This window comes from Allocoprococcus similis (assembly GCF_054660775.1).
Genome location: NZ_BAAHSG010000016.1, coordinates 20,586 through 46,388 on the forward strand (window position 1 = coordinate 20,586; position 25,803 = coordinate 46,388).

General features: G+C 42.4%; 29 protein-coding genes and 2 pseudogenes. 26 read left to right on the plus strand and 5 right to left on the minus strand.

Annotation, left to right across the window (positions count from 1 at the left end):
- The first annotated feature begins 169 nt into the window (after positions 1-169).
- Positions 170-1,168, plus strand: a complete 999-nt coding sequence (locus ACYQ5K_RS07710; RefSeq protein ID WP_173687980.1) for an aromatic acid exporter family protein — start codon at positions 170-172, stop codon at positions 1,166-1,168.
- Positions 1,169-1,293: 125 nt separating this feature from the next.
- Here ACYQ5K_RS07710 and ACYQ5K_RS07715 read toward each other — a convergent pair whose 3' ends face one another.
- Positions 1,294-1,941: a hypothetical protein gene (locus tag ACYQ5K_RS07715; protein ID WP_459777476.1), complete on the minus strand. Its 648-nt coding sequence runs from the start codon at positions 1,939-1,941 to the stop codon at positions 1,294-1,296.
- Between the two features lie 6 nt (positions 1,942-1,947).
- On the opposite strand from ACYQ5K_RS07715, the pseudogene ACYQ5K_RS07720 reads away from it, so the two are divergent.
- From ACYQ5K_RS07720 to ACYQ5K_RS07775, 12 genes and pseudogenes are all read left to right on the plus strand, one after another.
- Positions 1,948-2,750: pseudogene (locus ACYQ5K_RS07720) on the plus strand (alanine:cation symporter family protein); the annotation flags it as partial.
- A gap of 277 nt (positions 2,751-3,027) precedes the next feature.
- Complete coding sequence (locus tag ACYQ5K_RS07725; RefSeq protein ID WP_173686062.1) at positions 3,028-3,252, plus strand: helix-turn-helix transcriptional regulator; 225 nt, start codon at positions 3,028-3,030, stop codon at positions 3,250-3,252.
- A complete protein-coding gene (locus ACYQ5K_RS07730; protein WP_173687979.1) occupies positions 3,242-4,030 on the plus strand; it encodes a DUF3169 family protein in 789 nt (262 codons plus the stop codon). Before ACYQ5K_RS07725 ends, ACYQ5K_RS07730 begins: the two co-directional genes overlap by 11 nt.
- A gap of 17 nt (positions 4,031-4,047) precedes the next feature.
- Complete coding sequence (locus ACYQ5K_RS07735) at positions 4,048-4,431, plus strand: DUF6483 family protein (protein ID WP_173685299.1); 384 nt, start codon at positions 4,048-4,050, stop codon at positions 4,429-4,431.
- A gap of 147 nt (positions 4,432-4,578) precedes the next feature.
- Positions 4,579-5,037: a ferritin-like domain-containing protein gene (locus ACYQ5K_RS07740; RefSeq protein ID WP_173685300.1), complete on the plus strand. Its 459-nt coding sequence runs from the start codon at positions 4,579-4,581 to the stop codon at positions 5,035-5,037.
- 152 nt (positions 5,038-5,189) lie between these two features.
- A complete protein-coding gene (locus tag ACYQ5K_RS07745) occupies positions 5,190-5,777 on the plus strand; it encodes a nitroreductase family protein (RefSeq protein ID WP_173685301.1) in 588 nt (195 codons plus the stop codon).
- A gap of 75 nt (positions 5,778-5,852) precedes the next feature.
- Positions 5,853-6,326, plus strand: coding sequence for a YbaK/EbsC family protein (locus tag ACYQ5K_RS07750; RefSeq protein WP_173685302.1), 474 nt, complete (start codon positions 5,853-5,855; stop codon positions 6,324-6,326).
- Between the two features lie 76 nt (positions 6,327-6,402).
- A complete protein-coding gene (locus ACYQ5K_RS07755; RefSeq protein ID WP_173685303.1) occupies positions 6,403-6,837 on the plus strand; it encodes an SseB family protein in 435 nt (144 codons plus the stop codon).
- Positions 6,834-7,280, plus strand: coding sequence for a GNAT family N-acetyltransferase (locus ACYQ5K_RS07760; RefSeq protein ID WP_173685304.1), 447 nt, complete (start codon positions 6,834-6,836; stop codon positions 7,278-7,280). Before ACYQ5K_RS07755 ends, ACYQ5K_RS07760 begins: the two co-directional genes overlap by 4 nt.
- A gap of 27 nt (positions 7,281-7,307) precedes the next feature.
- Positions 7,308-7,709, plus strand: a pseudogene (locus tag ACYQ5K_RS07765) (HAD-IC family P-type ATPase); the annotation flags it as partial.
- A 113-nt stretch (positions 7,710-7,822) separates the two neighbouring features.
- On the plus strand, positions 7,823-8,884 hold the full coding sequence (locus ACYQ5K_RS07770; protein WP_459777435.1) for an aromatic acid exporter family protein: 1,062 nt from the start codon (positions 7,823-7,825) through the stop codon (positions 8,882-8,884).
- Positions 8,885-8,944: 60 nt separating this feature from the next.
- A complete protein-coding gene (locus ACYQ5K_RS07775) occupies positions 8,945-9,220 on the plus strand; it encodes a metal-sensing transcriptional repressor (protein WP_173685306.1) in 276 nt (91 codons plus the stop codon).
- Between the two features lie 87 nt (positions 9,221-9,307).
- Here the strand turns inward: ACYQ5K_RS07775 and ACYQ5K_RS07780 are convergent, their stop codons facing one another.
- The gene (locus ACYQ5K_RS07780; protein WP_459777436.1) at positions 9,308-10,516 is read right to left on the minus strand and encodes an MYG1 family protein; all 1,209 of its coding nucleotides are present in this window, start codon (positions 10,514-10,516) and stop codon (positions 9,308-9,310) included.
- Between the two features lie 80 nt (positions 10,517-10,596).
- On the opposite strand from ACYQ5K_RS07780, the gene ACYQ5K_RS07785 reads away from it, so the two are divergent.
- Entirely contained in the window at positions 10,597-11,838 is a 1,242-nt protein-coding gene (locus ACYQ5K_RS07785) for an SGNH/GDSL hydrolase family protein (protein WP_459777437.1), read from the plus strand.
- Here ACYQ5K_RS07785 and ACYQ5K_RS07790 read toward each other — a convergent pair.
- Positions 11,828-12,316, minus strand: coding sequence for a GAF domain-containing protein (locus ACYQ5K_RS07790; protein ID WP_459777438.1), 489 nt, complete (start codon positions 12,314-12,316; stop codon positions 11,828-11,830). The two genes, ACYQ5K_RS07785 and ACYQ5K_RS07790, sit on opposite strands and share 11 nt — an antisense overlap.
- An 11-nt stretch (positions 12,317-12,327) precedes the next feature.
- The gene (locus ACYQ5K_RS07795; RefSeq protein WP_173685310.1) at positions 12,328-12,735 is read right to left on the minus strand and encodes an RrF2 family transcriptional regulator; all 408 of its coding nucleotides are present in this window, start codon (positions 12,733-12,735) and stop codon (positions 12,328-12,330) included.
- A gap of 373 nt (positions 12,736-13,108) precedes the next feature.
- Here ACYQ5K_RS07795 and ACYQ5K_RS07800 point away from each other — a divergent pair, with 373 nt between their 5' ends.
- The 12 genes from ACYQ5K_RS07800 to ACYQ5K_RS07855 all read left to right on the plus strand — a co-directional run bounded on the left by ACYQ5K_RS07800 (position 13,109) and on the right by ACYQ5K_RS07855 (position 24,770).
- Positions 13,109-14,143: a glutathione S-transferase C-terminal domain-containing protein gene (locus tag ACYQ5K_RS07800; protein WP_178025763.1), complete on the plus strand. Its 1,035-nt coding sequence runs from the start codon at positions 13,109-13,111 to the stop codon at positions 14,141-14,143.
- A 12-nt stretch (positions 14,144-14,155) separates the two neighbouring features.
- Entirely contained in the window at positions 14,156-15,193 is a 1,038-nt protein-coding gene (locus tag ACYQ5K_RS07805; RefSeq protein ID WP_008369934.1) for a glutathione S-transferase C-terminal domain-containing protein, read from the plus strand.
- Positions 15,194-15,219: 26 nt separating this feature from the next.
- A complete protein-coding gene (locus tag ACYQ5K_RS07810; protein ID WP_173685312.1) occupies positions 15,220-16,083 on the plus strand; it encodes a transporter substrate-binding domain-containing protein in 864 nt (287 codons plus the stop codon).
- Entirely contained in the window at positions 16,083-16,826 is a 744-nt protein-coding gene (locus tag ACYQ5K_RS07815; protein ID WP_173685313.1) for an amino acid ABC transporter permease, read from the plus strand. Before ACYQ5K_RS07810 ends, ACYQ5K_RS07815 begins: the two co-directional genes overlap by 1 nt.
- 3 nt (positions 16,827-16,829) lie before the next feature.
- A complete protein-coding gene (locus ACYQ5K_RS07820; protein WP_173687974.1) occupies positions 16,830-17,588 on the plus strand; it encodes an amino acid ABC transporter ATP-binding protein in 759 nt (252 codons plus the stop codon).
- Between the two features lie 89 nt (positions 17,589-17,677).
- Complete coding sequence (locus ACYQ5K_RS07825) at positions 17,678-18,112, plus strand: GNAT family N-acetyltransferase (protein WP_173685315.1); 435 nt, start codon at positions 17,678-17,680, stop codon at positions 18,110-18,112.
- Between the two features lie 177 nt (positions 18,113-18,289).
- On the plus strand, positions 18,290-19,429 hold the full coding sequence (locus ACYQ5K_RS07830; RefSeq protein WP_173687973.1) for a trans-sulfuration enzyme family protein: 1,140 nt from the start codon (positions 18,290-18,292) through the stop codon (positions 19,427-19,429).
- 4 nt (positions 19,430-19,433) lie between these two features.
- Positions 19,434-20,642 (plus strand): M20/M25/M40 family metallo-hydrolase, encoded by a 1,209-nt coding sequence (locus ACYQ5K_RS07835; RefSeq protein ID WP_330583874.1) that lies wholly within the window; start codon positions 19,434-19,436, stop codon positions 20,640-20,642.
- A 401-nt stretch (positions 20,643-21,043) separates the two neighbouring features.
- Positions 21,044-22,333 (plus strand): O-acetylhomoserine aminocarboxypropyltransferase/cysteine synthase family protein, encoded by a 1,290-nt coding sequence (locus ACYQ5K_RS07840; protein ID WP_008369949.1) that lies wholly within the window; start codon positions 21,044-21,046, stop codon positions 22,331-22,333.
- Positions 22,334-22,420: 87 nt separating this feature from the next.
- Positions 22,421-23,104 carry an AzlC family ABC transporter permease gene (locus ACYQ5K_RS07845; protein WP_173685317.1) on the plus strand — a complete coding sequence of 228 codons (684 nt, stop codon included), beginning with the start codon at positions 22,421-22,423 and terminating at the stop codon, positions 23,102-23,104.
- A complete protein-coding gene (locus ACYQ5K_RS07850) occupies positions 23,101-23,424 on the plus strand; it encodes a branched-chain amino acid transporter permease (protein ID WP_173685318.1) in 324 nt (107 codons plus the stop codon). Before ACYQ5K_RS07845 ends, ACYQ5K_RS07850 begins: the two co-directional genes overlap by 4 nt.
- 212 nt (positions 23,425-23,636) lie before the next feature.
- Positions 23,637-24,770 carry an ATP-binding protein gene (locus tag ACYQ5K_RS07855; protein WP_173685319.1) on the plus strand — a complete coding sequence of 378 codons (1,134 nt, stop codon included), beginning with the start codon at positions 23,637-23,639 and terminating at the stop codon, positions 24,768-24,770.
- A gap of 140 nt (positions 24,771-24,910) precedes the next feature.
- On the opposite strand, the gene ACYQ5K_RS07860 is transcribed toward ACYQ5K_RS07855, so the two are convergent.
- On the minus strand, positions 24,911-25,687 hold the full coding sequence (locus ACYQ5K_RS07860) for a GGDEF domain-containing protein (protein ID WP_459777439.1): 777 nt from the start codon (positions 25,685-25,687) through the stop codon (positions 24,911-24,913).
- Between the last annotated feature and the right edge of the window lie 116 nt (positions 25,688-25,803).

Below are 25,803 nucleotides of genomic sequence, written 5' to 3' on the forward strand. Positions count from 1 at the left end.
AAGCGATTTTTTGTCGGAAAAGCCTGTTTTTTGTTGCCTGCATTTTCAGAAGAACACTACGTAAAAAAATATTTGACATAGTTATCCTGTTCTCGGTATCATAAATATGGATATAAAATCAAGTGCACAGAATTCATAGGAATATGTGCATGAGATCACGGGAGGAATAATGAAAAGTAAAAAGATCGGGATGCAGGCACTAAAAATTGCGATAGGAAGCAGTATGGCGATTTACATAGCCAATCTGTGTGGACTGAAGTATTCACTGGCGGCAGGAAGTGTTGCGCTTCTTACGATGGTGACTACAAAGTGGAAAACTGTCAAATTATCGGTAGCGAGGGTTGTGACATTTATAATTTCAGCACTTATGGCACTTATTATATTCTCAGCAGTAGAATCAGAATGGATGGCATATGGTATTTATGTGTTTTTTGTGGTTATTATCGCAGAGATGCTTGGATGGGGAGCGACGATTTCCGTAAATGCACTGATCGGAATGCATTTTCTGGAAGTCAGAGATTTTGAATTTGATTTCATTGCAAATGAATTTATGCTGGTATTGATCGGAATTACGATGGCACTGGTCCTGAACTTGTTTTATGATTATGGAAGTCAGCGCAAGGCGTTGGTTGAAAATATGCGATATACAGAAGAACGTCTGCAGATGATACTTGGAGAGATCTCGGCATATCTGGCGAATAAGGAAATGCAGAGAAATGTATGGGATGATATCTGTGCGCTGGAAAAAGAGGTTCAGGGCTTTATCCAGGATGCCTATGAATATCAGGATAATACATTTCAGTCACATCCGGGATACTATATCGATTATTTTGAAATGCGGATGAAGCAGTGCAACGTGATCCATAACTTACATTATGAGATGAAGAAAATCAGACATATGCCAGATGAGGCAATGATCATTTCGAGTTATGTGTTTGATATGCTGGTATGTGTGAAGGAACATACAGTTCCGACGGCTCAGTTGGATGAACTACATGAACTTTTTGTGATTATCAGGAAAAATCCACTTCCAAAGACCAGAGAGGAATTTGAGAGCCGTGCGATGCTGTACCATATTCTGATGGATCTGGAAGAATTCCTTGTATTCAAAAGAAGGTTTGTGGATGGGCTGGATGATAAAAAGCGAAAATTATACTGGGATAATTAAGCTCTCATTTGTCAAAAAGGGCGTGTGAAACGAAAGTTTTTTCATGCGTCCTTTTGTTTTTGGATGCAACAGTTGTTATATTTTATAAAAAAGTGTATAACTCCCCTTACCCAATAAGAATGCTATTATGAAATCCTATGCGGCAGTTGCAACTTTTTCCCGTTTGGGCAACGCATGATTCCGTCTTTCCAGATTGGAAAATTTACTGCACGAAATGGATCTTCATGATACTTCTTGTCAGTAGTCTCTTTCTTGAACATGGGAAACTTCATATATTTTTCCATTCCCTGTTGCTCACAGAAGATGTAATTATTGTAAGAACCATATCCGGCATTTGCTACTGGGTACTTCGGATAGAAACCATATGTAGTATAAAACTTGTTCATTAATGGAATAAAACAATCCATATCTGAGCGAAACTGATTTACATCAACAACCGCAATATATTCATCTGCAACACCGACCTGTACATTATAAGCTGGAAGCAACTGGTCATTTCCCATGTAATCTGTCTTGATTCGCATAAAAGTGGCTGAATGATCTGTTTTCGAGTAGCTGTTGCGATCTTCTCCACAGATTTTGATTTTTTCCACGTATTCTTCCAACTTAGCAGCATACTCTTTGAGTTTCTCATAATGACGTTGTTGTGTAGTTTTTCGATGTCCCCTGCCATGAACAAACATTGCTTCATTAATCTGCCAGACTTCTGCATACTGTTCAGCAGCTTCCTTCAGATACTCTGGTGCGTACTCACTATTGATACAAAGTTTCATACCTGTCCGGCATATTATATGCATCGTTATGCAGAGCAGCGTACCGGAAAGAAGAAAAAGCACGTGTGGATTGCAGTATTATTTGCAATTTCAGGTCTGATCTGCTGGTGTGGAATCAGTCAGGTGATCAGTAATTCCGTTGCATCTTCTTTTGAAAATGCATTTGGGATTCCGCCAATCTATACCACGGTTCTTCTGGTCGTTGTTGCAGCAATGATTGTACTTCGGAAAAATGCTACGGTAAAAGTTCTGGATATCCTGGTTCCGATTATGGCAGTCTGTTATTTTCTAACGAAGCAGGATCCGGTTCAGCACCTTGTGCGGCTGCAGCAGCAGAATGTGATACGCCGGTCAAAGCAGGACTTACGCAGGCACTGGGTGTATTTATAGATACGATTGTGATCTGTAGCTGTACGGCAATGATCATGCTTCTTGTTCCGGAAAAGATGATAGCAGGGCTGGAAGGAATGGAACTTTTGCAGACAGCAATGAATTATCATCTCGGTAAAGCAGGTGTTATCTTTATTGCAGTGACATTGTTCCTTTTCAGTTTTTCAACATTTCTTGGAATCCTGTTTTATGCAAGAGGAAATGTGGCATATCTTTTCGGGGATAAATGGTGTTGGCAGACAGCATATAAAGTTCTTGCACTTGTGATGCTCTTTGTCGGAGGAATTGCGGCTTATCACATTGTATGGGATCTTGGCGATGTGGGAATCGGACTTATGACGATTTTTAATATTGTGACCTTGTATCTTATGGGAGGAGAGGCACTGGAAGAATTGAGGAAGTACGAAAAAAATAAATAGTTGGAATAGTGGAGATGTAAAATACATCTCGTGATAGAGAAACGCCAATTCTGGCAAAATGCTGGCTTTTTTCAGACAGGAAAGATTAAAAAGTAATTGATCTGGAAGACGGTATAGCATTTGCCAGGAATGGCGTTTTGTTTTTTGAGGAAGAGGAAATTTGTTAGTAAAAAGTGATTTATTATTTTAAATAAAATGAATTGACAAAAAAAGTTGTCAATGATATAGTAAATGTGACAAGGAAAGTTGTCAAAACAGAAAGGGGTGAATGGAAAAAGTGCCGTTATTAAATAAATTAAAGGAGTACAGATCTGATCTTGGGATTAACCAGACGGAGATGGGAAAGCTTGCCGGGGTGTCTAGGCAGACGATCAGCCTGATCGAGAGAGGTGATTATTCACCATCGGTGACACTGGCACTGAAGCTGGCAAAGATCTGCAGGGTAACAGTAGAAGATATATTTGAGTATGAAGAGGAAGAGGATGAGGACGATGAAGAGTAAAAAGAGGGCAAGTTATAAAAATGGAGTTATAAAAATGTTTTTACTGGTGATAATTGGTATGGTTATTGGAGGCGTAACGGGCAAATTATATTTTACATTTGGCGAAAATATGACAGGTGTAACAGGCAGTTTTCTGGTTGTGATCACGAAGATAATGTTGCCGCTGCTGAGTCTGATAACTGTTATTACAGTGCTTGGAGGAGAATATTGTTATAACAGATTAAAGAAGATTGGAGTTAAAATTCTGGAAACAGAAGATGAAGAATGTGATAAGTGGGAATATGAAGAAGAGAGATGGGGCGGCATTCTGGTTAATTTAGGTGTCGTATCACAGGTTCTGTGTTTTGTTATCTTGTCTACCGGTTATTCTATCCGCTATATTCAGGAAGTATCGGATCAGAGAAGAGGGCAGTTCTTAGTTTCTTGCATTATATTTATCATTTGTTATTTTTATAATGCGATTGCGCAGACCCGGTATGTAAAACTGGTACAGAAAATCCATCCGGAAAAGCAGGGAGATCCATTTTCAAAGGGATTCCAGAAGGAATTCCTGGGGAGTTGTGATGAAGCAGAAAAGGAGGTAATTTATAAAAGTGCTTATCATACGTATGTAATGATGCAAAGAACGATTGGAATATTGTTAGTTATTACAATGCTTCTGCATCTGTTCTTTAATACAGGGCTTCTGGCTGTAATAGTAGTAGGCGTTATTTATCTGGTCAGTACGTTTTCTTATACACATTCCTGCGTACAGCTTAGAAAAAGAAAGATTTCATAGAACAGGAGGAATGACAGATGGGATTTCAGGATGAGCAAGATTATATCATGCGGATGATCAAAGAAGTCATCCGGGTTCTGGTTACAGTTGCACTTGGAAAAACTTACAAACAGGTAGAGCTTGATGCAGAGAATAAGTACGAAGTTTCCGGTGACAATGTGAATCAGTGGAAAAAAATGATTGATAACGGAGAAATCAACGAGGCGGAGAATCTGCTTCTTGATGAGATGGACTATACAAGCAGAGAAGCGGTAGAGGAAGCAATCTGGTTCTATGGCTATGTCAGTGAAAAAGGAGAAGCTTTTCTGAAAGAGCATGATTATTCGGAAGAAGAGGTCTTCGATGGGCTGCAAATGCTGGCAAAGAGAAGCGGATATGAAGAGCTGATCGGATTATTGTAGATGGGGGAAAGTGAAAAACTGAATATTATAAATTCAGGTAAAAGTTGAGAAATATATTTTCCGGATAGTTTTTTCAGGGAAGATGAATAAATCCGCAGATCCAGACAGATAATACCATTGAAAAACGAAGAGAGGAAGCTGAAAATCATGGTATTAAATGAGAAGGAACGAGCAACGATTGAAGATTTGCAGACACAGGAGAAAAGTTGTGTGGAAAAATACGGAATGTATGCCGGTCAGGCAAAGGATCCGGAGCTGAAAAGCTTATTCCAGACATTGCAGAACAAGGAAAAAGAACACTATGAATCGTTGGAAAAAGTATTGAACGGTACAGTGCCGGAGTGCAATTGTAATGACACTGACGGACGGGATTATGAGCCGAAAGCTACTTATACAGCTATGAGTTCTCCTGAAGACAAGATGCAGGATGCATTTCTTGCAACAGACTGTATAGCGACGGAAAAGCTGGTATCCGGAGAATATAACTCCGACGTATTTGCATTTGGCGATACGAAGCTGAGAAAATTACTGGCGGATATCCAGGTAGAAGAACAGAACCATGCTGAGATGCTGTATAAATATAAGATGGTAAACGGGATGGTTTAGAGGAAAAGAAGAAAAAATTCCGGGAGTTCAGATGTTGGGCTTCCGGGATTTTTTTAGTGATTTTTTAGGAAGAAAATCTTTTTACATTTCAGAAAGATATGATAAAATACGGATGTATACGAATCAACAGCAAAAAATGACAGGAACAAAAAATGGACAGTATAGAGAAAAGAAGAAGTATCCGTAAATACAAACCGGATAAAATAGAAAAATCAGTGATTGAAGAGATTGTAAAAGCTGGTATTCTGGCACCGTCTGCGAAGAACCGGCAGCCATGGAAATACATTGTGTATACAGGAGCCTCAAAAGAGCATCTGCTTGATGCCATGGAGAGAGGGCTTGTCCGAGAAAAGTCCGGCAAGGCTTTATTACCAGAGTCAGCGTTTGGATTGCCGGATGCATTTCATACGTTACAGATTATGCGAGAGGCTCCGGTGACGATTATAATCTTAAATGAGAATGGACGCACACCGTACGAGAATATTGATACAGATAAGAGGGTTTCAGAAATCTGCGATTCTTTATCTATTGGAGCATCGGTAGAAAATATGTTGCTCCGTGCAACAGAGCTGGGGCTTGGAACTTTGTGGATTGCCAATACCTGCTTCGCATATGATGAACTGGTAGAATATATTGGTACAGAAAACCAGCTTGTAGGTGCAGTTGCACTTGGTGTGCCGGATGAGGAACCGGCATCGCGGCCAAGAAAGCAGCTGGAAAATGTACTTGAATATCGATAGACAGAATTGACAAAATACAGAAAATTAAACAGATTAGAAATAAGGCAATGAAACAAGAGAAAAGAGGACACCAAGATGGCATTAGAACAGGCGAAGAAATATTTAACAGAAAAAGGTTATGCAGACAGGATTATTGAGCTGGAGGAATCAAGTGCAACGGTGCAGCTTGCAGCAGAGGCACTTGGCGTTGAACCTGGAATGATCGCAAAGACCATGTCATTTCTCCAGGGAGAACAGCCGGTACTGATTCTGACAGAAGGAACAGCGCGGATTGACAATCGGAAATACAAGGATACCTTTCATATCAAAGCAAAAATGATTCCATTTGAAGAGGTAGAAGAGATCATCGGACATGCTCCGGGCGGAGTCTGTCCGTTTGGTGTGAAAGAAGGGATCAAGGTCTATCTTGATGAGAGCCTGAAACGGTTCGATACGGTCTATCCGGCAGCCGGAAATGATCACAGTGCCGTAAGACTTACCATTGAAGATTTGGAAAATGCAGTAGATTCTGAAGGATGGATTGATGTCTGCAAAGAGATTGAAGTTTAAAACAGACCGGGATAAAAAGAGAAGTAAAAGCTTTGAAAGAGACAGTCAGAGCGAAAGATATTGGAGAGAAAAGAAAATGGGAAACGATGAAATGGAAAAGAAAGATCCAGGACTGCAGGGAAACGAAAAAATGGAAGCTGCGATTGCTGGATTGCAGCAGGAACCGACACAGGAAATGCTGGCACATACATTGACCGTGATCCGCAGAAGAATGAAGGAAAACGGACAGCTGATTATCGCAGTAGAACCGCCAAAAGGTGATGGTCAGATTCAGCTTCAGGCAATTCAGACTGAGGATGGAAAAAAATGGTGGGCAGCGTTTACCGGTTTTGAGGAAGAGTTAAAAGGTGGTGGAAGTGTCAAATCTACATTTATGACAGATATTCGGAAACTTTTTGAATCAGCACTCCAGGTGGAGGAAATTGAAGGAATTATCATCAATCCATGGAACCGGACCATTATGCTGAGCAAGGCGCTGATTAAAATTATTTTTGGAGAGGAGCAGGTATGATAGAAATAAAAGTTGCAGACGAGATGGATAATGCAGCTTTGGCAAAGATATATTATGATATCCGGCTGAAAGAATTTGTATGGGAAAAAGAAGTATGTATGGATGATTTTAAAAAGAGTACAGAAGGCGAAAGAATATTGGCTGGTCTTGTGGATGGAGCTATAGCCGGGTTTATTTCCGTGTGGGAACCGGATTTGTTTGTACATAATCTTTTTGTATGTAAGCAATATAGAAGAACTGGTTTAGGAGCAGCATTGATCGCAGAAGCAAATAGAAAATATGGAAGTCCATTATCCTTAAAATGTATGAAGGACAATAAAAATGCATTGACTTTTTATGAGAAAAACGGATGGAAAATCCGGGAGAGTGGAATGTGTGAAGAAGGAGAATATTATTTTATGGTACAGGATGCCGTAGAGAACAGAAAGAAACAGCAATTATAAAATAAAGGGAACAAGGAAGTACATGCGCAGTGTCTGCCGGAAGACAAATTAAACTGGATCGACAGCTATCAGAAAAAGGCAGAACAGGTGTGTATGATCGGAGATGGAATCAACGATGCACCGGCACTTAAGAAAGCGGATGTCGGAATTGCCATGGGCGGTGTTGGGAGTGATATCGCAGTAGATGCGGCAGATATTACACTGGTAGATGATGAGGTAAAAGAACTTCCACATCTGCTGGTACTGTCCAGGAGAATGATGTTCACGATCAAATGCAATATGAGCTTTTCAATGGGACTGAATTTTCTGGCGATTGTACTTGCTATACTTGGAATTTTGAACCCGGTTGTAGGTGCGCTTGTGCATAACGCGGGATCGGTTCTGGTCATTATCAATTCCGCACTCCTTTTAAACTGGAAAAAAGAGTAAATGATTAAAAATATCAACAGCAATTTGCCTAAAATTTACCAGTGTAATTTGGTAAATAAGCAGATTATAGAGAAAATATTTGACACAGTATCCGTTCTCTCGGTATCATAAATATGGATACAAAATCAAGTGCACAGAATCCATGGGGATTGGGGCATGAGATTACGGAAGGAAAAATGAAAAGTAAAAAGATCGGGATGCAGGCATTGAAAATTGCCTTAGGGAGTAGTCTGGCGATTTATATTGCGAATCTGATAGGACTCAAATATTCACTGGCGGCGGGAAGTGTTGCGCTTCTTACAATGGTAACTACGAAATGGAAGACGGTGAAGTTATCGATCGCCAGGGTAGTGACGTTTGTGATATCGGTACTGATGGCGATGATTATATTCTCTATCGTAAAATCAGAATGGATTGCGTATGGTGTATATGCATTTTTTGTTGTTATTATTGCTGAGATGATCGGATGGGGAGCGACAATATTGGTAAATGCGCTGATCGGAATGCATTTTCTGGAAATCCGGGATTTTGAAGTAGATTTCATTGTCAATGAATTTATGCTGGTGCTGATCGGCATTACGATGGCATTGATCCTGAATCTTTTTTATGACTATGGAAGTCAGCGCAAGGCACTGGTGGAAAATATGCGTTACACAGAAGAGCGTCTGCAAATGATCCTTGGTGAGATTTCTGCATATCTGGCGAACAAAGAGATGCAGAGAAGTGTATGGTCAGATATCTGCGAACTGGAGGAAGAGGTACAGGGATTCATTCAGGATGCATATGAATATCAGGATAATACGTTCCAGTCACATCCGGGATATTATATTGATTATTTTGAAATGCGTATGAAGCAGTGCAACGTGATCCATAACCTTCACTATGAGATGAAAAAGATTCGAAAGATGCCGGAGGAAGCAATGATCATATCCGCTTATGTGCTGGACATGCTGGTCTGTGTGAAAGAGCATACCGTTCCGACTGCGCAGCTGGACGAGCTTCATGAACTTTTTGACATTATAAGGAAGAATCCTCTTCCGAAGACCCGGGAAGAATTCGAAAGCCGTGCGATGCTGTATCATATTCTGATGGATCTAGAAGAGTTTCTGGTATTCAAGCGAAGATTTGTGGACGGACTGGATGACACAAAGCGAAAATTGTACTGGGATAATTAAGCTATTACTTGTAAAAAAGGAAAGGTCTGTTATACTTGAAAGAGCAGGAGGTTTTGACAGATGAAGCAGTGTATGGATTCGGACAATCTGCATCGCAGATTGAAAAAGATTATCGGACAGGTACAGGCAATCGACCGGATGATCGATGAAGATATTCCGTGTGAAGATATTTTATCGCAGATCAATGCAGCAAAATCAGCACTTCACAAGTGTGGTCAGGTTGTTCTGGAAGGACACATCAAGCATTGTGTAAAAGATGGAATTGAGCATGGGGATGCAGATAAGACGATAGAAGATTTTACAAAAGCAGTCGAGAGATTTGCAAACATGGGATAGTCAGGGAGCATAGAATGATGTTTTTCTGACAGCGATAATAACAGAAAATGGCGCCAGTCGAGAGTGGACTGGACGCCATTTTTTTACTTATGAACCGGAAGGAATACGGATAATAATTTTTTTCCCATCCTTCATTGAAGAGGTGAGGACCGGAATGTGTTTTTTACGAAGCTGATGAACGATCGGATAAAGAGAAAACAGATTCCCATTTACATAGACTGCCTCAGGTTTCGTCTTCAATAATTCTTTTACCTGATCCTTCACATACGTTTTCCATTCTGGCTTTTCCATAGTAACTTCCCCATAGATTCCATCCAGGGTAAGTTCCGGGAACTCTGGAAGGGATTTATGAATAATCTTTGCATGTGCAAGTCCCGGAAGTTGTGCAAGGAGTGTATCGGCGGAAGTATCATCACCGAGATTTACCAGAGTGATCTCTTCGGTAAATGCATCCAGACTGATCTGGCATGCCCGGATAGCATCTGACAGATCTCCAACGGACATCAGAAAGCCACCCTTATGACAAAAAGTGGCACTGGAAAGACCGGTTTCTTTCTGGAGTTCTTCATTTTCCAGACCAAGCCATTCGGATGGGAAGCTGCATTTGTAGTTCAGAGAATATTCCTTTTTCTGTGGCTGGATACAGTAGCCGCCGCGGTTGGACGGGAAGATGACGAAAGCAACTTCTGTTTCGGAAAGACGCTTCTGACACGGAATAAATTCCGGGAGAACAAGAATACGGGAATCGCCGGTCTGGTCACGGGTTTCAAGAACCTCTTCAATTCGTTTGTCTGCACGTTCATTTCCAAGATAGCGGGCGAATTTATTTTCTAATATCATACCGGCAACACTGACAGCGCGGAAAAAGGCTTCATCCGTCCCGCCGTTCTCATCCCAGGAAGGATTGAAGCTGCCGATCAGAGAAGCAAGTTCATTTTTCTCACCGGTATTGTCATTGTTATCAAGTGGCTGGACGAATGCCTCGTCGAATTTTTCAGCAAGCTCGTCACCTAAGATTTCACACCCAAGATCTTCCCATAAAAGTCCGAAAGCTGCATAAGGGATTCCATTTTCACGGATACGGCTGTCCTTCTGGTGGTGGTCATATTTGCCGCGTCCGATATCAAATACGATGCCGTCAAAATCCTCCGGAACTTTGTTTCCGCGGGTGATTGTGATTTCCGGATTCAGATAGAGTAAAAGGGCAGATGAAAAGACATCATCTGCGTGGAATTTTCCACTGTGTGTGAAGGCAGACGCGTCTTTCTGCCGGATCATTTCTAATAACTGGTTCATATGAATTCTCCCGAATCATAAAAGATTTTGCCTCAAATATCATATAAACTGATGTGAAAAATGTCAAGAGCAGAAAAAGAATGCCTATTAATTTGAAAACAAATCTGGCAGAAAAAGTATCTGGCAGGAAAAAGATAACATTTGCCAGAAAATCTGTTACAATGAACGGAGAATACAGACCGGAAAGGAAGAGACAGATGGAGAACAGACACTTAAAATCATATAGCTTGAAGGAAATCCCAAACTATAAAATCCACGGAAGAACCGATGAGACAAAATATCCGCTCCCGGTATTTTTCAACGGCGGAGGAATTGAGGTAAGCGTGACCGGAAAAGAGCTCTGGATAGACATAGAATCAGTATACAAGGTGCATGAGATGTGGATTGCCTATGAGATAAATGGAGAACTGATAGGCAGACAGATGCTTCCTTACGGACGCACAAAGATTTGCCTGTTCCGGAATATGAGCCCGGATACGGTGAAGAATGTCTATCTGTTCCGCGAACTGCAGGCAATGACGGAAGAGAGGGATCACCAGCTTCTTATCTGGGGAATGGAAAGTGATGGAGAGTTTCTTCCGGTAGAAGAGAAAACGTACAGATTGGAATTTGTAGGAGACAGCATTACATCAGGTGAGGGAACTTATGGTGCACAGACAGAAGAGGACTGGATCTCCATGTTCAAAAGTTGCAGTCACAGTTTTCCATATCTGGTGTCAAAGGAAATGCATGCGGAGTTCCGTGCTATTTCACAGAGTGGCTGGGGCGTGCTGACCGGATGGGATAATAATCCGGATCACAATGTGCCATCACGTTATGAGAAAATTTGTGGATTTGAAGAAGGAAAGACGGCGGGAGAATCCGGTGCAGATAAGCCATATGATTTTTCTGAATGGATTCCGGACGCCGTGATCATCAATCTGGGAACCAATGATGCGAGTGCATTTAAGGAGCCAATGTGGAGAGATAGTTATAGTGGAAGAACATTTAAACAGCATAAGAATGCGGATGGAAGTTATATGAGAAAAGATGTTCTGCGACTGGAAAAGGCAATGACAGACTTCCTTACCATGGTAAGAAAAGATAATCCGACAGCACACATTTTATGGGCATATGGGATGATTGGACATGAGCTTTCGCCGATCATAAAAGAAGCAGTGGAAAATTATAAGAAAGAATCAAAAGATCTGAATGTAAGTTTTCTGGAACTCCCGGACACATCAGAAGAACAAATGGGATCCCTTCAGCATCCGGGGAAAAAGTCACATGAATGTGCAACTCGGGTGATTGCAGGTTATCTGAAAAAACAGCTTAGTTGTTAAAAACTGTTTCCAGAATCTGTGCGAAACGAGTAAGTCCCGCTGCATCATCTTCATCAAAGCGGGCAAGGAGGGGACTGTCGATATCCAGAACCCCGACGATCTCATCGCCTTTATGAAGTGGGATTACAATCTCGGAATTGGAGGCACTGTCGCAGGCGATATGTCCCGGGAATTGGTGGACATCCTTTACTAGCATGACCTGGTCTTTTAAGACAGCGGTTCCGCAGACACCTTTACCGATTTCAATTTCAATACAGGCAGGTTTGCCCTGGAAAGGACCGAGGACGAGACTGCCTTCTTTCATCAGATAAAAACCAACCCAGTTGATATTCAGAAGCGCATCACCGAGAAGGGCCGATGCGTTTGCCAGATTTGAAATCTGGTGAGGGATTCCGTCAATCAGACCGCGGAGGCGGATCGAAAGCAGGGAATACAGTGGCTTTTTATCAACTGGCCATTCAAAATTCGAAGTATTCATAAAAAATCTCCTTAAATATTTCCGTTTAATACATCTTCCAATGTAATCCCGTAGAAGAAATCATGTACCATTCCATCAAATTTCTTCCACAAAGGGAGCGTAATGCACTGCTCTTCACGGCTGCAGGTCTCGGCACCTGGAATCAGACAGGCGACTGTAGCAAGATTGCCTTCCGCAAGTTCAAGAATCTCGCCGACAGTGTATTCAGAAGGTTCCCTGGTAAGCTGGTATCCGCCCCCTTTGCCACGGCGTCCTTTTAAGAGTTTCTTCTTTACAAGAATTTTCAGGACAATTTCCAGGTATTTTTCGGAAATTTCCTGGCGGATTGCGATCTCGTTAAGCGGAACATATTCTTCGTCCTTATGCTGGGCGAGATCAATCATCACGCGGAGTGCGTAACGTCCTTTTGTAGAAATCATAATTAGTTTTCCCCCATATTTTTATATGTATAATAGCAGTACCAGAGAGTTTATAAACCCTGGTGTTTTTTTATTTCATAGGAAATTCCAAAGGAACTTCCTATGAAATAAAAGGCACTGCGTGCCGGAGATGCGCACTCGCACGAAGATGAAGAATGTCGCAAGCGACCGCGCTCGGCGCGAGAATGTGCCGAGGCACATTCTTTTTTACCTATTATACCGTAGGGTTATATGTGTTTCAAGGAAAAAACAAAAAAACAAAATAACCTATTGACTTAGTAGGTAATAGATGGTATTATACCAACTAAGTTGATAGGAAATAAAGGTTATACAAAATAACCAGTACTGATAAATATGAACGGAGGAAGAAGTAATGGCAGAATTTGATTATGAAGTAGTAAATGGAAGAAAGATCCGTGTACGTCCGCAGGAAGTTGTATCGGAGATAGATGAGAACGGATATTTTGTCCGTCAGCCAAATCATTTTACAGAAGGATTTGGAGAAGGAAGGAATCCGGTAGAAAAAGGAAGATACCATCTGGTATGGGCAAAGCTTTGCCACTGGTCCAACAGAGCATCGATCGTAAGAGAACTTCTTGGACTGGAAGATGCGATCAGTGTCAACATGGTTGATCATGAAAAGCATGAGAAGAATCTTGGATGGGAATTTGTATACGACAAAGATCATATTGATCCGGTCCTTGGAATCCAGTTTTTAAGTGAAGCATATTACAAAGCAGATGATGATTATACAGGAAGAACAACGGTACCGGCTCTGATCGATACCAAGACAGGAAAAGTTGTAAATAACGATTACACCTGGCTTACCAATTATTTTGAAGTAGATTTTAAACCGTTCCACAAAAAAGGAGCACCGGATCTTTATCCGGAAGAGCTCAGAAAAGACATCGATGAGATGAATGACTGGCTCTTTGACAACATCAACAACGGTGTCTATAAAGCAACATTTGCAAGATCAAAGGAAGCTTACTGGGATGCATACAATTCCTTCTACGCAGCAATGGATATTCTGGAAAAACGTCTGGAAGACAAAAGATTTCTTTTTGGGGATTATGTGACAGACAGTGATGTAAGACTTTATGTAACACTGGCAAGACTGGATATCCGTTATACCTGGCAGCTTGGACATACCAAACACCGTCTGATCGATTATCCGAATCTGTGGGGATATGCAAGAGACCTGTATCAGATTCCGGCATTCAGAAACAACACCTACTTTAAGGATTTTGCAAATCCCAACAACAAGAAGGTCGGCGCATTATTTTTTGAATCTTTCAATGCAAGATTTCTGGATGAGATCAATTTTGATGCATACTGGGGTGCACCGCATGACCGTGCACATCTGAGCAGCGATCCGGGCAATAAATTTAAGGCAGAAGAACAGTAGGAGGAACGAATCATGGCAGATTTTGAATATGTAGATGTAAATGGAAGACAGATCAGAGTAAGACCGAGAGAGACCGCACAGGAAATTGATGAATATGGAAATTTCCATCGTCAGCCAAACCGCTTCACAGAAGGGTTTGGAGAAGGGAAAAATCCGGTGGAAAAAGACAGATATATTCTTTTCTGGGCAAAAGGATGCAACTGGTCCAATCGAGCAGCGATCGCAAGAGAACTTCTCGGACTTGAGGATGCAGTGAAGGTTGAGATCGTAGACTGGACAGACCGGGAAGAAAATCTTGGATGGGAATTTGTAAATTCTCCGGATCATATCAATCCGGAAACGGGCGCACAGTTCTTAAGTGAGCTTTACTACAATGCGGATGAAGAATACACCGGACGTACAACTGTTCCGGCATTTGTAGATTATAAGACAAAAAAAGTGGTAAATAATGATTACCACTGGCTTACAAATCATCTGGAAACAGCGTTCAGGCCGTTCCATAAAAAGGGAGCACCGGATCTTTACCCTGAAGAATTAAGACCGGAGATTGATAAGCTGAACAAATGGCTCTTTGAAAATGTGAACAATGCTGTTTATCGTGCGCAGTTTGCTGAATCCTTACAGGCATTTGCCGATGGATATGAGACATTTTTCGCAGGGCTTGATGCAATGGAGGAAAGACTTGCAGACAAGAGATTCTTATTTGGAGATTATGTGACAGACAGTGATATCCGTCTTTATACAACCATCGCAAGACTGGATGTGTCTTATTCAAGAAATATCGGACCTTGCAAGCATCGTCTGGTAGATTACCCGAATCTGTGGGGCTATGCAAGAGATCTGTATCAGATCCCTGCATTCAGACATAACACATATTTTAAGGATTTTGCGGCATCTGTCGATCTGAATGAAGCAGATGAAGAGTATTGGGAAAATACATATTATGATATCGTGGTGCAGGAAACGGACTGGGATACTATCTGGAAGACACCGACAGGAAGAGAATCACTCAGTAAAGATCCGGCACACAAATTTAAAGCAGAAAAATAACAGACGAAAGACGAGGGAAAAATATTATGAAAAAGTTGGCAAGCATTTTAGCAGTTACACTGGCAGCAGGAGTTCTGGCTACAGGATGCGGATCTTCTTCCGGAAGCGCTTCAAAGGACAGCTCTTCAGACAGTGGAAAGACAGTGATCAAAGCAGCAACCGGAGCAAACGCAAAACCATATGTCTATGTAGGCGATGATGACAAGCCGGCAGGATACGATGTGGATGTACTGAATGCAGTTTTTGATAAGCTCCCGGATTATGAACTGGAATACGAAGTGACTGATTTTGGATCTGTACTTTCCGGACTGAACAGTGGAAATTATCAGATCGGAGTCAACAACTTCTCTTACAACGAAGAACGTGGGGCAAGTTATCTTTACTCTTATCCATATGACAAGATCAGCTATGTATTCGTAACAAAGAAAGGTGGAAAAGAGATCAAATCATTTGAAGATGCAGCCGGACTTTCTTTTGAAGGTGGTACAGGAATCAGCGTATCCAATGCAGTAGAAGCATGGAATGAAAAGAATCCGGATAAAGCGATCAATATTACTTACTCGGATGCAGATACATCTGTATTTTTACAGCATGTAGCAGACGGATCACAGGATTTTACGATCATCGATCTTGCAATGTATAACTCTTACATGGAAGAATTTAACTATGAAGTGCAGAAAAATGATATTCCGGAAGATGAAGCAAAAATGATTGCCGAAAACTCTTATGCATACTTTATTTTCCCACAGGACCAGAAAGATTTAAGAGAACAGGTAGACAAAGCACTGAAGGAGCTGAAGGAAGACGGAACGCTGACTGAGATCAGTAAGAAATGGTATGGTCAGGATGCCGCACCGGAGGATGATAAGTTCGAGGAGACGATTAACTAATGGGTAAATTATTTGATGGAAAACTGGTATTTACACAGATACCGCTACTTTTAAAATATCTTCCGGTTACAATGGAACTGGCTGTCACAGCAATGATCGCCAGTCTCATCCTGGGACTGCTCCTTGCACTTGTGAAGATTAAAAAGGTACCGGTACTGAAACAGCTGGTAAGTATCTATATCTCGGTTATCCGCGGAACGCCGATCCTGGTTCAGTTATATGTGACCTATTTCGGTATTCCGATGATTCTGAAATATATCAACTTTAAATGTGGAACCAACTACAATGTCAATGGAGTCGCACCGATCGTATATGCATTCGTTGCGCTGGCACTCAATGAATCCGCATTCAACGCAGAAATCATCCGTGCTTCTCTCGAATCAGTAGATAAAGGACAGGTTGAGGCAGCAAGCGCTTTGGGAATGAATTATTTCCAGGCATTGATAAGGATCATCCTTCCGGAGGCAATCGTGGTAGCACTCCCATCCCTGGGAAATGCATTTATCGGACTGATCAAAGGAACTTCTCTTGCATTTGTCTGTTCTGTAGTGGAGATGACCGCAGAAGGAAAGATCCTTGCGGGAAGAAATTACCGTTACTTTGAAGTGTATATTTCACTGGCAATTATTTACTGGGTAATTACTTTCGTACTGGAGAGAGTGATCAGCTATCTGGAGAAGAAACTCCGCGTACCGGAAGATGCACCGGCACTTTTAGATATCAGAGATACAGAGGTGGAATAAGGTATGATCGAAATCAAAAATATATCAAAAACATTTAAAAACAATAAGGTTCTTGATGGGATCGATCTTACCATCAATCAGGGAGATGTTGTGGCGATCATCGGACCTTCAGGAACGGGGAAATCCACATTTTTAAGATGTGTGGACAGACTGGAAAAACCGGAAACCGGAACTATAACGATTGACGGTGAAACACAGGATCTGGCACATATTCACGGAAAAGATCTGACAGAGCTCCGGAAAAAGACCAGCATGGTGTTCCAGAATTTCAATCTTTTTTCAAAGAAGACAGCACTTCAGAATGTAATGGAGGGGCTGATCGTGGTAAAGAAGATGAAAAAAGAGGAAGCGGAAAGGATTGCGAGAGAGCAGCTTAAAAATGTAGGTCTTCTGGATCACGCAAACCATTATCCGAGACATATGTCAGGTGGCCAGCAGCAGAGAGTTGCAATCGCAAGAGCACTTGCAATGGAGCCAAAGCTTTTACTTCTGGATGAGCCGACATCTGCACTGGATCCGGAGCTTGTCGGAGAAGTTCTGGATACGATCAAAAAAGCGGCAAATGAAGGATATACAATGCTTCTGGTGTCCCATGAGATGAGTTTTGTACGAAACGTTGCAACCAGAGTGATCTTCCTGGACGGAGGAAAGATCCTGGAAGACGGAACGCCGAGAGAAGTGTTTGGAAATCCGAAGAACGAACGTGTCAAAGAGTTCTTTACAAAGATCAACCGGATGGAAGAACCGGATTATTCAATTTAAGAGAAAAACAAAATCGGCTGAGGGATCAGTCGATTTTTCCAACAGGATAAAAGAAAAATTATCCGGAAAATAAAGAAAGTGGGGAATGAATGATGAAAGCAGTCAGAGTAACAGAAGAATGGCAGAGAGCCGGCGTACATTATGTGCGGACACAGGCAATGTGCCTGGGATTTAAGATCCCGCTTGAGGGAGAATTTTCAGATGACACACCGGAGGATGAATATATTCTGGTTATGGACGGAATTTATCCGGTATCCACCTGCAGGCTGCATTATCTGGATGAACATACCGGAAAAATTGAGCGCGTGGCAACACTGGAATCCTACAGGGGAAAGCATTACGGACAGGCAGGGATCATTGAGGCGGAAAACTGGATGCGCGAAAAAGGTGTGACAAAAATCTATATCAATTCCAGAAAGGCAGCCCTTGGATTTTATGAAAAGCTTGGCTATACACCGGATTATTCACAGGTAAGCGGCTCCGGAGAGTTTGAATGTGTGATGACTGAGAAAGAACTTGCGTAAATGCCCGGAAAAGAATTTTTTGAAAAATAAAAAAGAAAACTGGATTTCGATGGAAAGATATTGTAAAGTAAATAGCGAAATTGACTGATATCAGGAGAGAAAGCTGGTATCAGAGAGGTCAATATAATTTTGAGCTTTCATATTACGGATTACAAGAGACAGGAGAAGTAGACAAACATGAAGTATGGAATCGATACACGATGTCAGCATCTGGCTGACGATAATAAGGATGAAATATATGGGGCGATCAGTTATCCAATCTATCAGTCTGCAACATTTGCGAGAGACAGAGTAGGTGGAGGCAGTGGTTATGACTATTCCAGATTACAGAATCCGACGAGAGAACATCTTGAGAAGATCGTAGCATCACTGGAAGAAGGAATCGATGCACTGGCATTTTCGACAGGAATGGCAGCGATCACTGCTCTGATGGAGATTTTCAAACCGGGCGATCACATCATCATTGATGAGGATCTTTACGGAGGAAGCGTCCGTCTGTTCCACAGCATCAATGTGAAAAATGGACTGACATTTACCAGCGTGGATTTAAGCAGTGTGGATGTAGAGGATTATATCCAGGATAACACAAAAGCAATTTATGCAGAGACACCGACCAATCCGATGATGCGTGTATCCGATCTGGAAGAACTTTTAAAGAAAGCAAAAAAACATGATCTTCTTCTGATCGTGGACAATACCTTTTTATCACCATATTTCCAGAATCCGCTGAAACTTGGTGCTGACATTGTTGTGCATAGCGGGACAAAATATCTGGGTGGACATAATGACACACTTGCAGGTTTCCTGATAACAAACCGCGAGGACATTCAGGAACAGCTTCGTTTTATCATCAAGACGACAGGGGCAACCCTTGCACCGATGGACAGCTGGCTGATCCTCAGAGGGATCAAGACGCTTGGAGTCCGTATGGACAGGGCGCAGGAAAATGCACTGAGGATCGCACATTTTCTGGAAAAGCAGGAGCATGTGACAAGGGTACTTTATCCGGGGCTTGAATCACATCCGGGCTACGAATTGATGAAAAAGCAGGCAAGAGGATTTGGTTCGATCCTGACCTTTGAAGTAGATTCCCAAGAGAGAGCATATCACATTCTGGAAAATGTAAAACTGATTCAGTTTGCGGAAAGTCTTGGAGGGACAGAGACTTTGATCACCTATCCGATCACACAGACACATGCGGATCTTTCCAAAGAAGAGCTTGACCGGAACGGAATCACAGACCGGATTTTAAGACTTTCCGTTGGAATCGAAGGCGCAGAGGATCTGATCGCAGACCTGGAAGCTGTATTAAAGTAGAAGTGTGAGTCAAGCAGCAGACATCTGTGATGGAAGGTGTACAGGACAGACGGACGATGACCGTGCAGATAAGGAAGTGGCAGAAATGAGCAAAATAGAAGTAAATGAAAAAAGAGTAGTTGACGAATTTCAGGAGCTGACCGCAATCGATGCACCAAGCTTTGGAGAGCGTGAGATGGCAGACCGGCTGATCCCGAAGTTAAAAGAACTTGGTTTTGAGGTGGAGGAAGACAATGCCGGAGAACATTTCGGAGGAAACGCCGGAAACTTATATGCATATCTTCCGGGAGACCTTCCGGGAGATCCGATCCTTCTGTCCGGTCATATGGATACGGTTGAGCCTTCCAAAGGCAAGAAAGGGATCATCGGAGAAGACGGTGTGATCCGTTCCGCAGGAAAGGCAGTTCTTGGAGCTGATGATGTGGCAGGACTTGTGGAGATCCTGGAAGGAATCCGCAGTGTAAAAGAAGCGGGAGTACCACACCGGGATATCGAGATTCTTTTTGCAATTGCAGAAGAACTTTATATCAAGGGCAGCAGTGTATTTGATTTTTCAAAGGTCCGTGCAAAAGAAGCTTATGTACTGGATATCAGCGGACCGGTTGGAAGCGCGGCATATAAAGCACCGTCCCTGATCTCTTATCAGGTGACGGTAACTGGGAAAGCATCCCACGCCGGATTTGATCCGGAGCACGGCATTCATGCGATCGCTATTGCATCCGAAGCGATCTCACAGATCAGTCAGGGACATGTGGACGAAGAGACAACCTGCAATATCGGATTGATCGAAGGTGGGAGCGGAACGAATATTGTTCCGGAAAAATGTACCGTAAAGGGAGAAATCCGGAGCTATTCCCATGAAAAAACAATCTGTTGTGTAGAAAAAGTGGGAAATACTTTCAAAAAGGTGGCTGAAAAATACGGAGCTGAGTCAGAACTCGCCTACGAAGTTCATCTGATCGCTTATGAGACTGCAAAAGACAGTGTGCCGGTAAAACGGTTTGAAAGAGTAAGCAAAGAGCTGGGACTTGCAGGAGACCTGGTGGAGACATTTGGAGGAAGTGATAACAACAGCTTTGCGAAGAACGGGATTCCGGGACTGGTGCTGTCAAATGGAATGTACCAGGCACATTCGGTAAATGAATATACGACAATCAAAGATCTTGTGACAGGAGCAGAACTGATCGCCGGGCTGATCACCGATGAGCAGTAGTGTCTGTTATTATACAGAAAAGACGCCCAAAGCGTCTTTATTTCATAGGAAATTCCAAAGGAACTTCCTATGAAATAAAAGGCACTGCGTGCCGGAGATGCGCACTTGCACGAAGATGAAGAATGTCGCAAGCGGTCTACGCTCCGCTTCGGTCGTTGCTTAACGAGCGTCACTGGCGCTCAGCAACGCGCTCGGCGCGAGAATGTGCCGAGGCACATTCTTTCTTGCATTTACAGGAGAAAAAACAGATAAAACATATTGAAATTAAAGGTTTTTAAAATAATTCCCTATTAACCTATTGACAAAGTAGGTAAAAGTAGATATAATGCAACTATCAAATTTGAAAGATCACTATAGAGATCACGATACATCAGACAATCAGAAAAGAGAGGTAGAAAAATATGAGCGATTATAAATTTGAAACACTTCAGCTTCACGTAGGACAGGAAGAACCAGATCCGGCATCTGATGCCAGAGCAGTACCGATTTACCAGACAACATCTTATGTATTTAAGAACTCTGCACATGCAGCAGCAAGATTCGGACTTGCAGATGCAGGTAACATTTACGGACGTCTGACAAACTCTACACAGGATGTATTTGAAAAGAGAATCGCAGCACTTGAAGGTGGTGTGGCAGCTCTTGCAACAGCATCCGGAGCAGCTGCAATTACATATACCATCGAAGCACTTGCAGCAGATGGCGGACATATCGTAGCGCAGAAGACAATCTATGGTGGAAGCTTCAACCTTCTTGAGCACACACTGACACATTACGGAATCACCACTACATTTGTAGATGCACATAACCTGAAAGAAGTAGAAGATGCAATTCAGGATAACACAAGAGCCATCTATCTTGAAACTCTTGGTAACCCGAACAGTGATATCCCGGATATCGATGCGATCGCTGAAATCGCACACAAGCATGGACTTCCGCTTGTGATCGACAACACATTCGGAACACCGTATCTGATCCGGCCGATCGAACACGGAGCAGACATCGTTGTACATTCTGCTACCAAATTCATCGGTGGACACGGAACAACTCTTGGTGGAATCATCGTAGATTCCGGCAAATTTGACTGGAAAGCAAGTGGAAAATACCCGGCAATCGCAGATGCAAACCCAAGCTACCACGGAGTATCTTTCGTAGATGCAGCAGGTCCGGCAGCATTTGTAACTTACATCCGTGCAATCCTTCTTCGTGACATGGGAGCAACCATCTCTCCATTTAACGCATTCCTTCTTCTGCAGGGAACAGAGACACTGTCACTTAGAATTGACCGTCATGTAGAAAATACAAAGAAAGTAGTAGAATATCTCTCTAATCATCCAATGGTAGAGCATGTGAACCATCCGTCACTGCCGAATCATCCGGATCATGCACTTTATGAAAAATATTTCCCGAATGGTGGAGCATCCATCTTCACATTCGAGATCAAAGGCGGACAGGAAGAAGCTCACAAGTTCATCGACAACCTGAAGATCTTTTCGCTGCTTGCAAATGTTGCGGATGTTAAGAGCCTTGTTATCCATCCGGCAACAACAACACATTCTCAGCTGACAGAAGAAGAACTGCTTGATCAGGGAATCAAACCGAACACAATCCGTCTTTCTATCGGTACCGAACATATCGATGATATCATCGCAGATCTTGAAGGTGGATTTGCAGCGGTTCAGGGCAAATAAATATTATACACACAGAAATTTTGGACGGAGGTTTTTCGGAACCTTCGTCTTTTTCGATTTGTACAGAAAATTTAAGGAGAAAACATTATGACAAAGGCACAGATCAGAAAAAATGCTTTTCTGAAATCCATTCCGATCATGTGCAGCTACATTTTCGTAAGCATGGCATATGGGATTATGATGGAAAATGCCGGATTTGGCTGGTATTATTCACTGTTTGTCAGTCTTACCGTATATACCGGGGCATTCCAGTTTGTCCTGATCACATTTTTATCCAGTGGAGCCTCGATCGTGACGATCGCACTGACAGCGTTTCTGATGAACAGCAGACAGACTTTTTACAGCCTTACTTTTCTGAAGGATTTTCAGAAGATGGGCAGGCGTAAGCTCTATATGATCCACACGATGACGGATGAAACCTATGCGGTAAACTGTACGCTCGACCTCCCGGAAAAAGAGAAGGAGGATACGATGTTCCTGGTTGCATTTTTCAGCCGGTGTTACTGGATGGCAGGGGCAGTTTTAGGTGGAGTCATAGGGCAGCTGCTTCCGTTTGATATGGAAGGAATCGATTTTTGTATGACGGCACTGTTTGTGATCATTTTCATCGATCAGTGGGAAAAGACCAGAAAACACATTCCGGCAATGACCGGACTTGGGATCGGGATTTTGTGCCTGGTGATCTTCGGGCAGAAAAGCTTTATGCTTCCGGCACTTCTTATTACATCCGGAATTCTGGTCATTACGGAAAAAGGAGGAAAAAGTGTATGACGACGGGCGGAATTTTACTGGCAGTTCTGGTATCGGCAGTTTGCACGTTCGCGCTTCGGGCATTGCCGTTTCTGGCATTTAGCGGAGAGCGACGGATGCCGCTGTGGCTGGATAGGCTGGGGCAGGTACTTCCGGCGGCGATCATGGCAGTTCTGATCGTTTACTGTCTGAAAGATGTGGGAAGTGATCTGAGAGGAATCGCATTTCCAAAAGGAATTGCGGTGGCTGCTGTTGCAGTTACCTACAAATGGAAACACAACACACTCATAAGTATTGCAGCGGGAACGATCCTGCATATGGTGCTGTTAAGAGTATTGTAAGAGTTGCAACAGTCAGGAGTGTTAAAAATGCTGTGGGATAAGCGGAGATCCGGTATTTTCGGATGGATCTCCCTTTGACCAGATGCACAGATTATGCTATGATATGTACCGATACACGCGTATTTTTTATTTGACAACAATCCAGATGGAACTTTCTGTTCAATAAAGAGGATTATGTGTCAGGGTACATTCTTTTTATAAGGAGAAAATCAATGAGTATAGATATTACGATCGAGGAAATGGAAGCGCTTCCTGCAGAGTCCTATGAGCTTTTTGATATCCGTGGCGAGATCGAGCGCGCCCATGGAATCCTGCCGAATTCGACGGCAAGCTCAGCAGATGCACTGATGGAGAATCCGCCGGAAGATAAGGAAAAGAAGATCATTATCTGCTGCAGCAGAGGACAGATCAGCAGGGATATCGCAGAAGAACTGCAGGATCAGGGATATGAAGCATACAGCCTGAAGGGCGGTTATGTTGGATGGCTGATGGCAGATATGAAGAAAAAGGAAGCAGATGATGTCTGTGAACATGTGGAACTTAGTATCCGCAAGAAGTTCAAAAAGAAGATCTGGTCTAAATTTACAAAAGCTGTCAGAGAATATGAACTGGTCAAAGAAGGTGACCGGATCGCAGTATGTATTTCCGGTGGAAAAGATTCAATGCTGATGGCAAAGCTTTTCCAGGAATTAAAGCGTCACAACAAGTTTAACTTTGAAGTAAAGTTCCTGGTGATGGATCCGGGATACAGTCCGGAGAACCGGAAGGTCATTGAAGAAAATGCAAGGAAGATGAAGATTCCGATCCAGATCTTTGAATCCAATATTTTTGAATCGGTATTTGAGATTGAAAAATCACCGTGTTATATCTGTGCAAGGATGAGGCGGGGATATCTTTATAATTTTGCACAGCAGATGGGCTGTAACAAAATCGCACTGGGACATCATTATGATGATGTGATCGAGACGATCCTGATGGGAATGCTCTACAGTGCGCAGGTGCAGACTATGATGCCGAAGCTTCACAGTACAAATTTTGAAGGGATGGAACTGATCCGCCCGATGTATCTGATCCGTGAGGATGACATCAAGGCATGGAGAGATTACAATGATCTGCATTTTATCCAGTGTGCATGTAAGTTTACCGATACCTGTACAACCTGCAACAATGAAGAAAATCAGTCAAAGCGTATGGAAATCAAAAAGCTGATTGCAGAGCTTAAGAAGACGAACCCGTTTGTGGAGGGCAATATTTTCAAGAGTGTGGAAAATGTCAATCTGGATACGGTTGTCGGCTACAAGGCAAAAGGTGTAAGACATAATTTCCTGGATACTTACGATGATTAAAAATGACTGGATATGCCGGAGGCGTATCTGAGATATAAAGAAGAATGAAATTCCCGCCGGGCAGGTACAGGATCTGCCCGGCGGGAATTTTGAGATTAAATGACAGGAATATTGATCTGTACCAGAATTCCTGGCGTGGATCAGGATAAAACGGTTTTCTGCTGGTTTTTGATATCGTGGTAAATAACAAAACGTCCACGTCCGTTGTGCTTAGCTGTATACAGAGCATGATCAGCAAGGCGGTATAACTGGCTGAAAGATTCAGCATCCGTTGGAGCAACAGCACAGCCGATACTGCAGGAAAGTTTCCGACCATTTAGTTCCGGGATATCTATATTTTGAAGATTTGTATAGAGCTTTTGCAAGTGCAGATGGATACTGTAATCCAGACGTACATTTTTCATCAGGATCATAAATTCGTCACCACCGACACGACCGATGATATCGGTTGTCCGGAATTGTTCTTTCAGAAATCCGGCAAATATTTTCAGTACCTGGTCACCGGTTGCATGTCCATAAGTATCATTGATCTGCTTGAAATAATCCATATCGATCATCATTAAAGCCTGAAAATCTTCAAAATCTTTTTCGCGCAGCCATTCGGAAATCGTGTGTTCTGTATAAACTTTGTTCAGAAGTCCGGTCAGAGCATCTGTATGCGCCTGGCGAAGAAGCGAAGTCTGATTCTTCCGGTTGATCTTCCAGAGTGCGAAGATCAGGATCAGCACAATGCAGATAAAAAAGGCGAACAGAATGATTTCAAAGTTGTTGATAAAAGCAAAGGGCTGACGGGCATCGACTGCAGGAACGATATAGCAGAGCATCCAGCCGTTGTACTTTAGTGGCTGGTAGGAAATGTAGCGTGCATGTGCCGTTACGGTATAATAACGACAAACAGAAAAAGCCTTTATTTTCAAGGGGTTTGAGCGTTTGTCGTCTTTTATTCAATTCCTTTTCCAAGTTGAAAATTGACGAAAACTATAAAGAAAAAAGGAGGCTGTTTTATTAACGACAAAATTTAATAGTGCCAGCG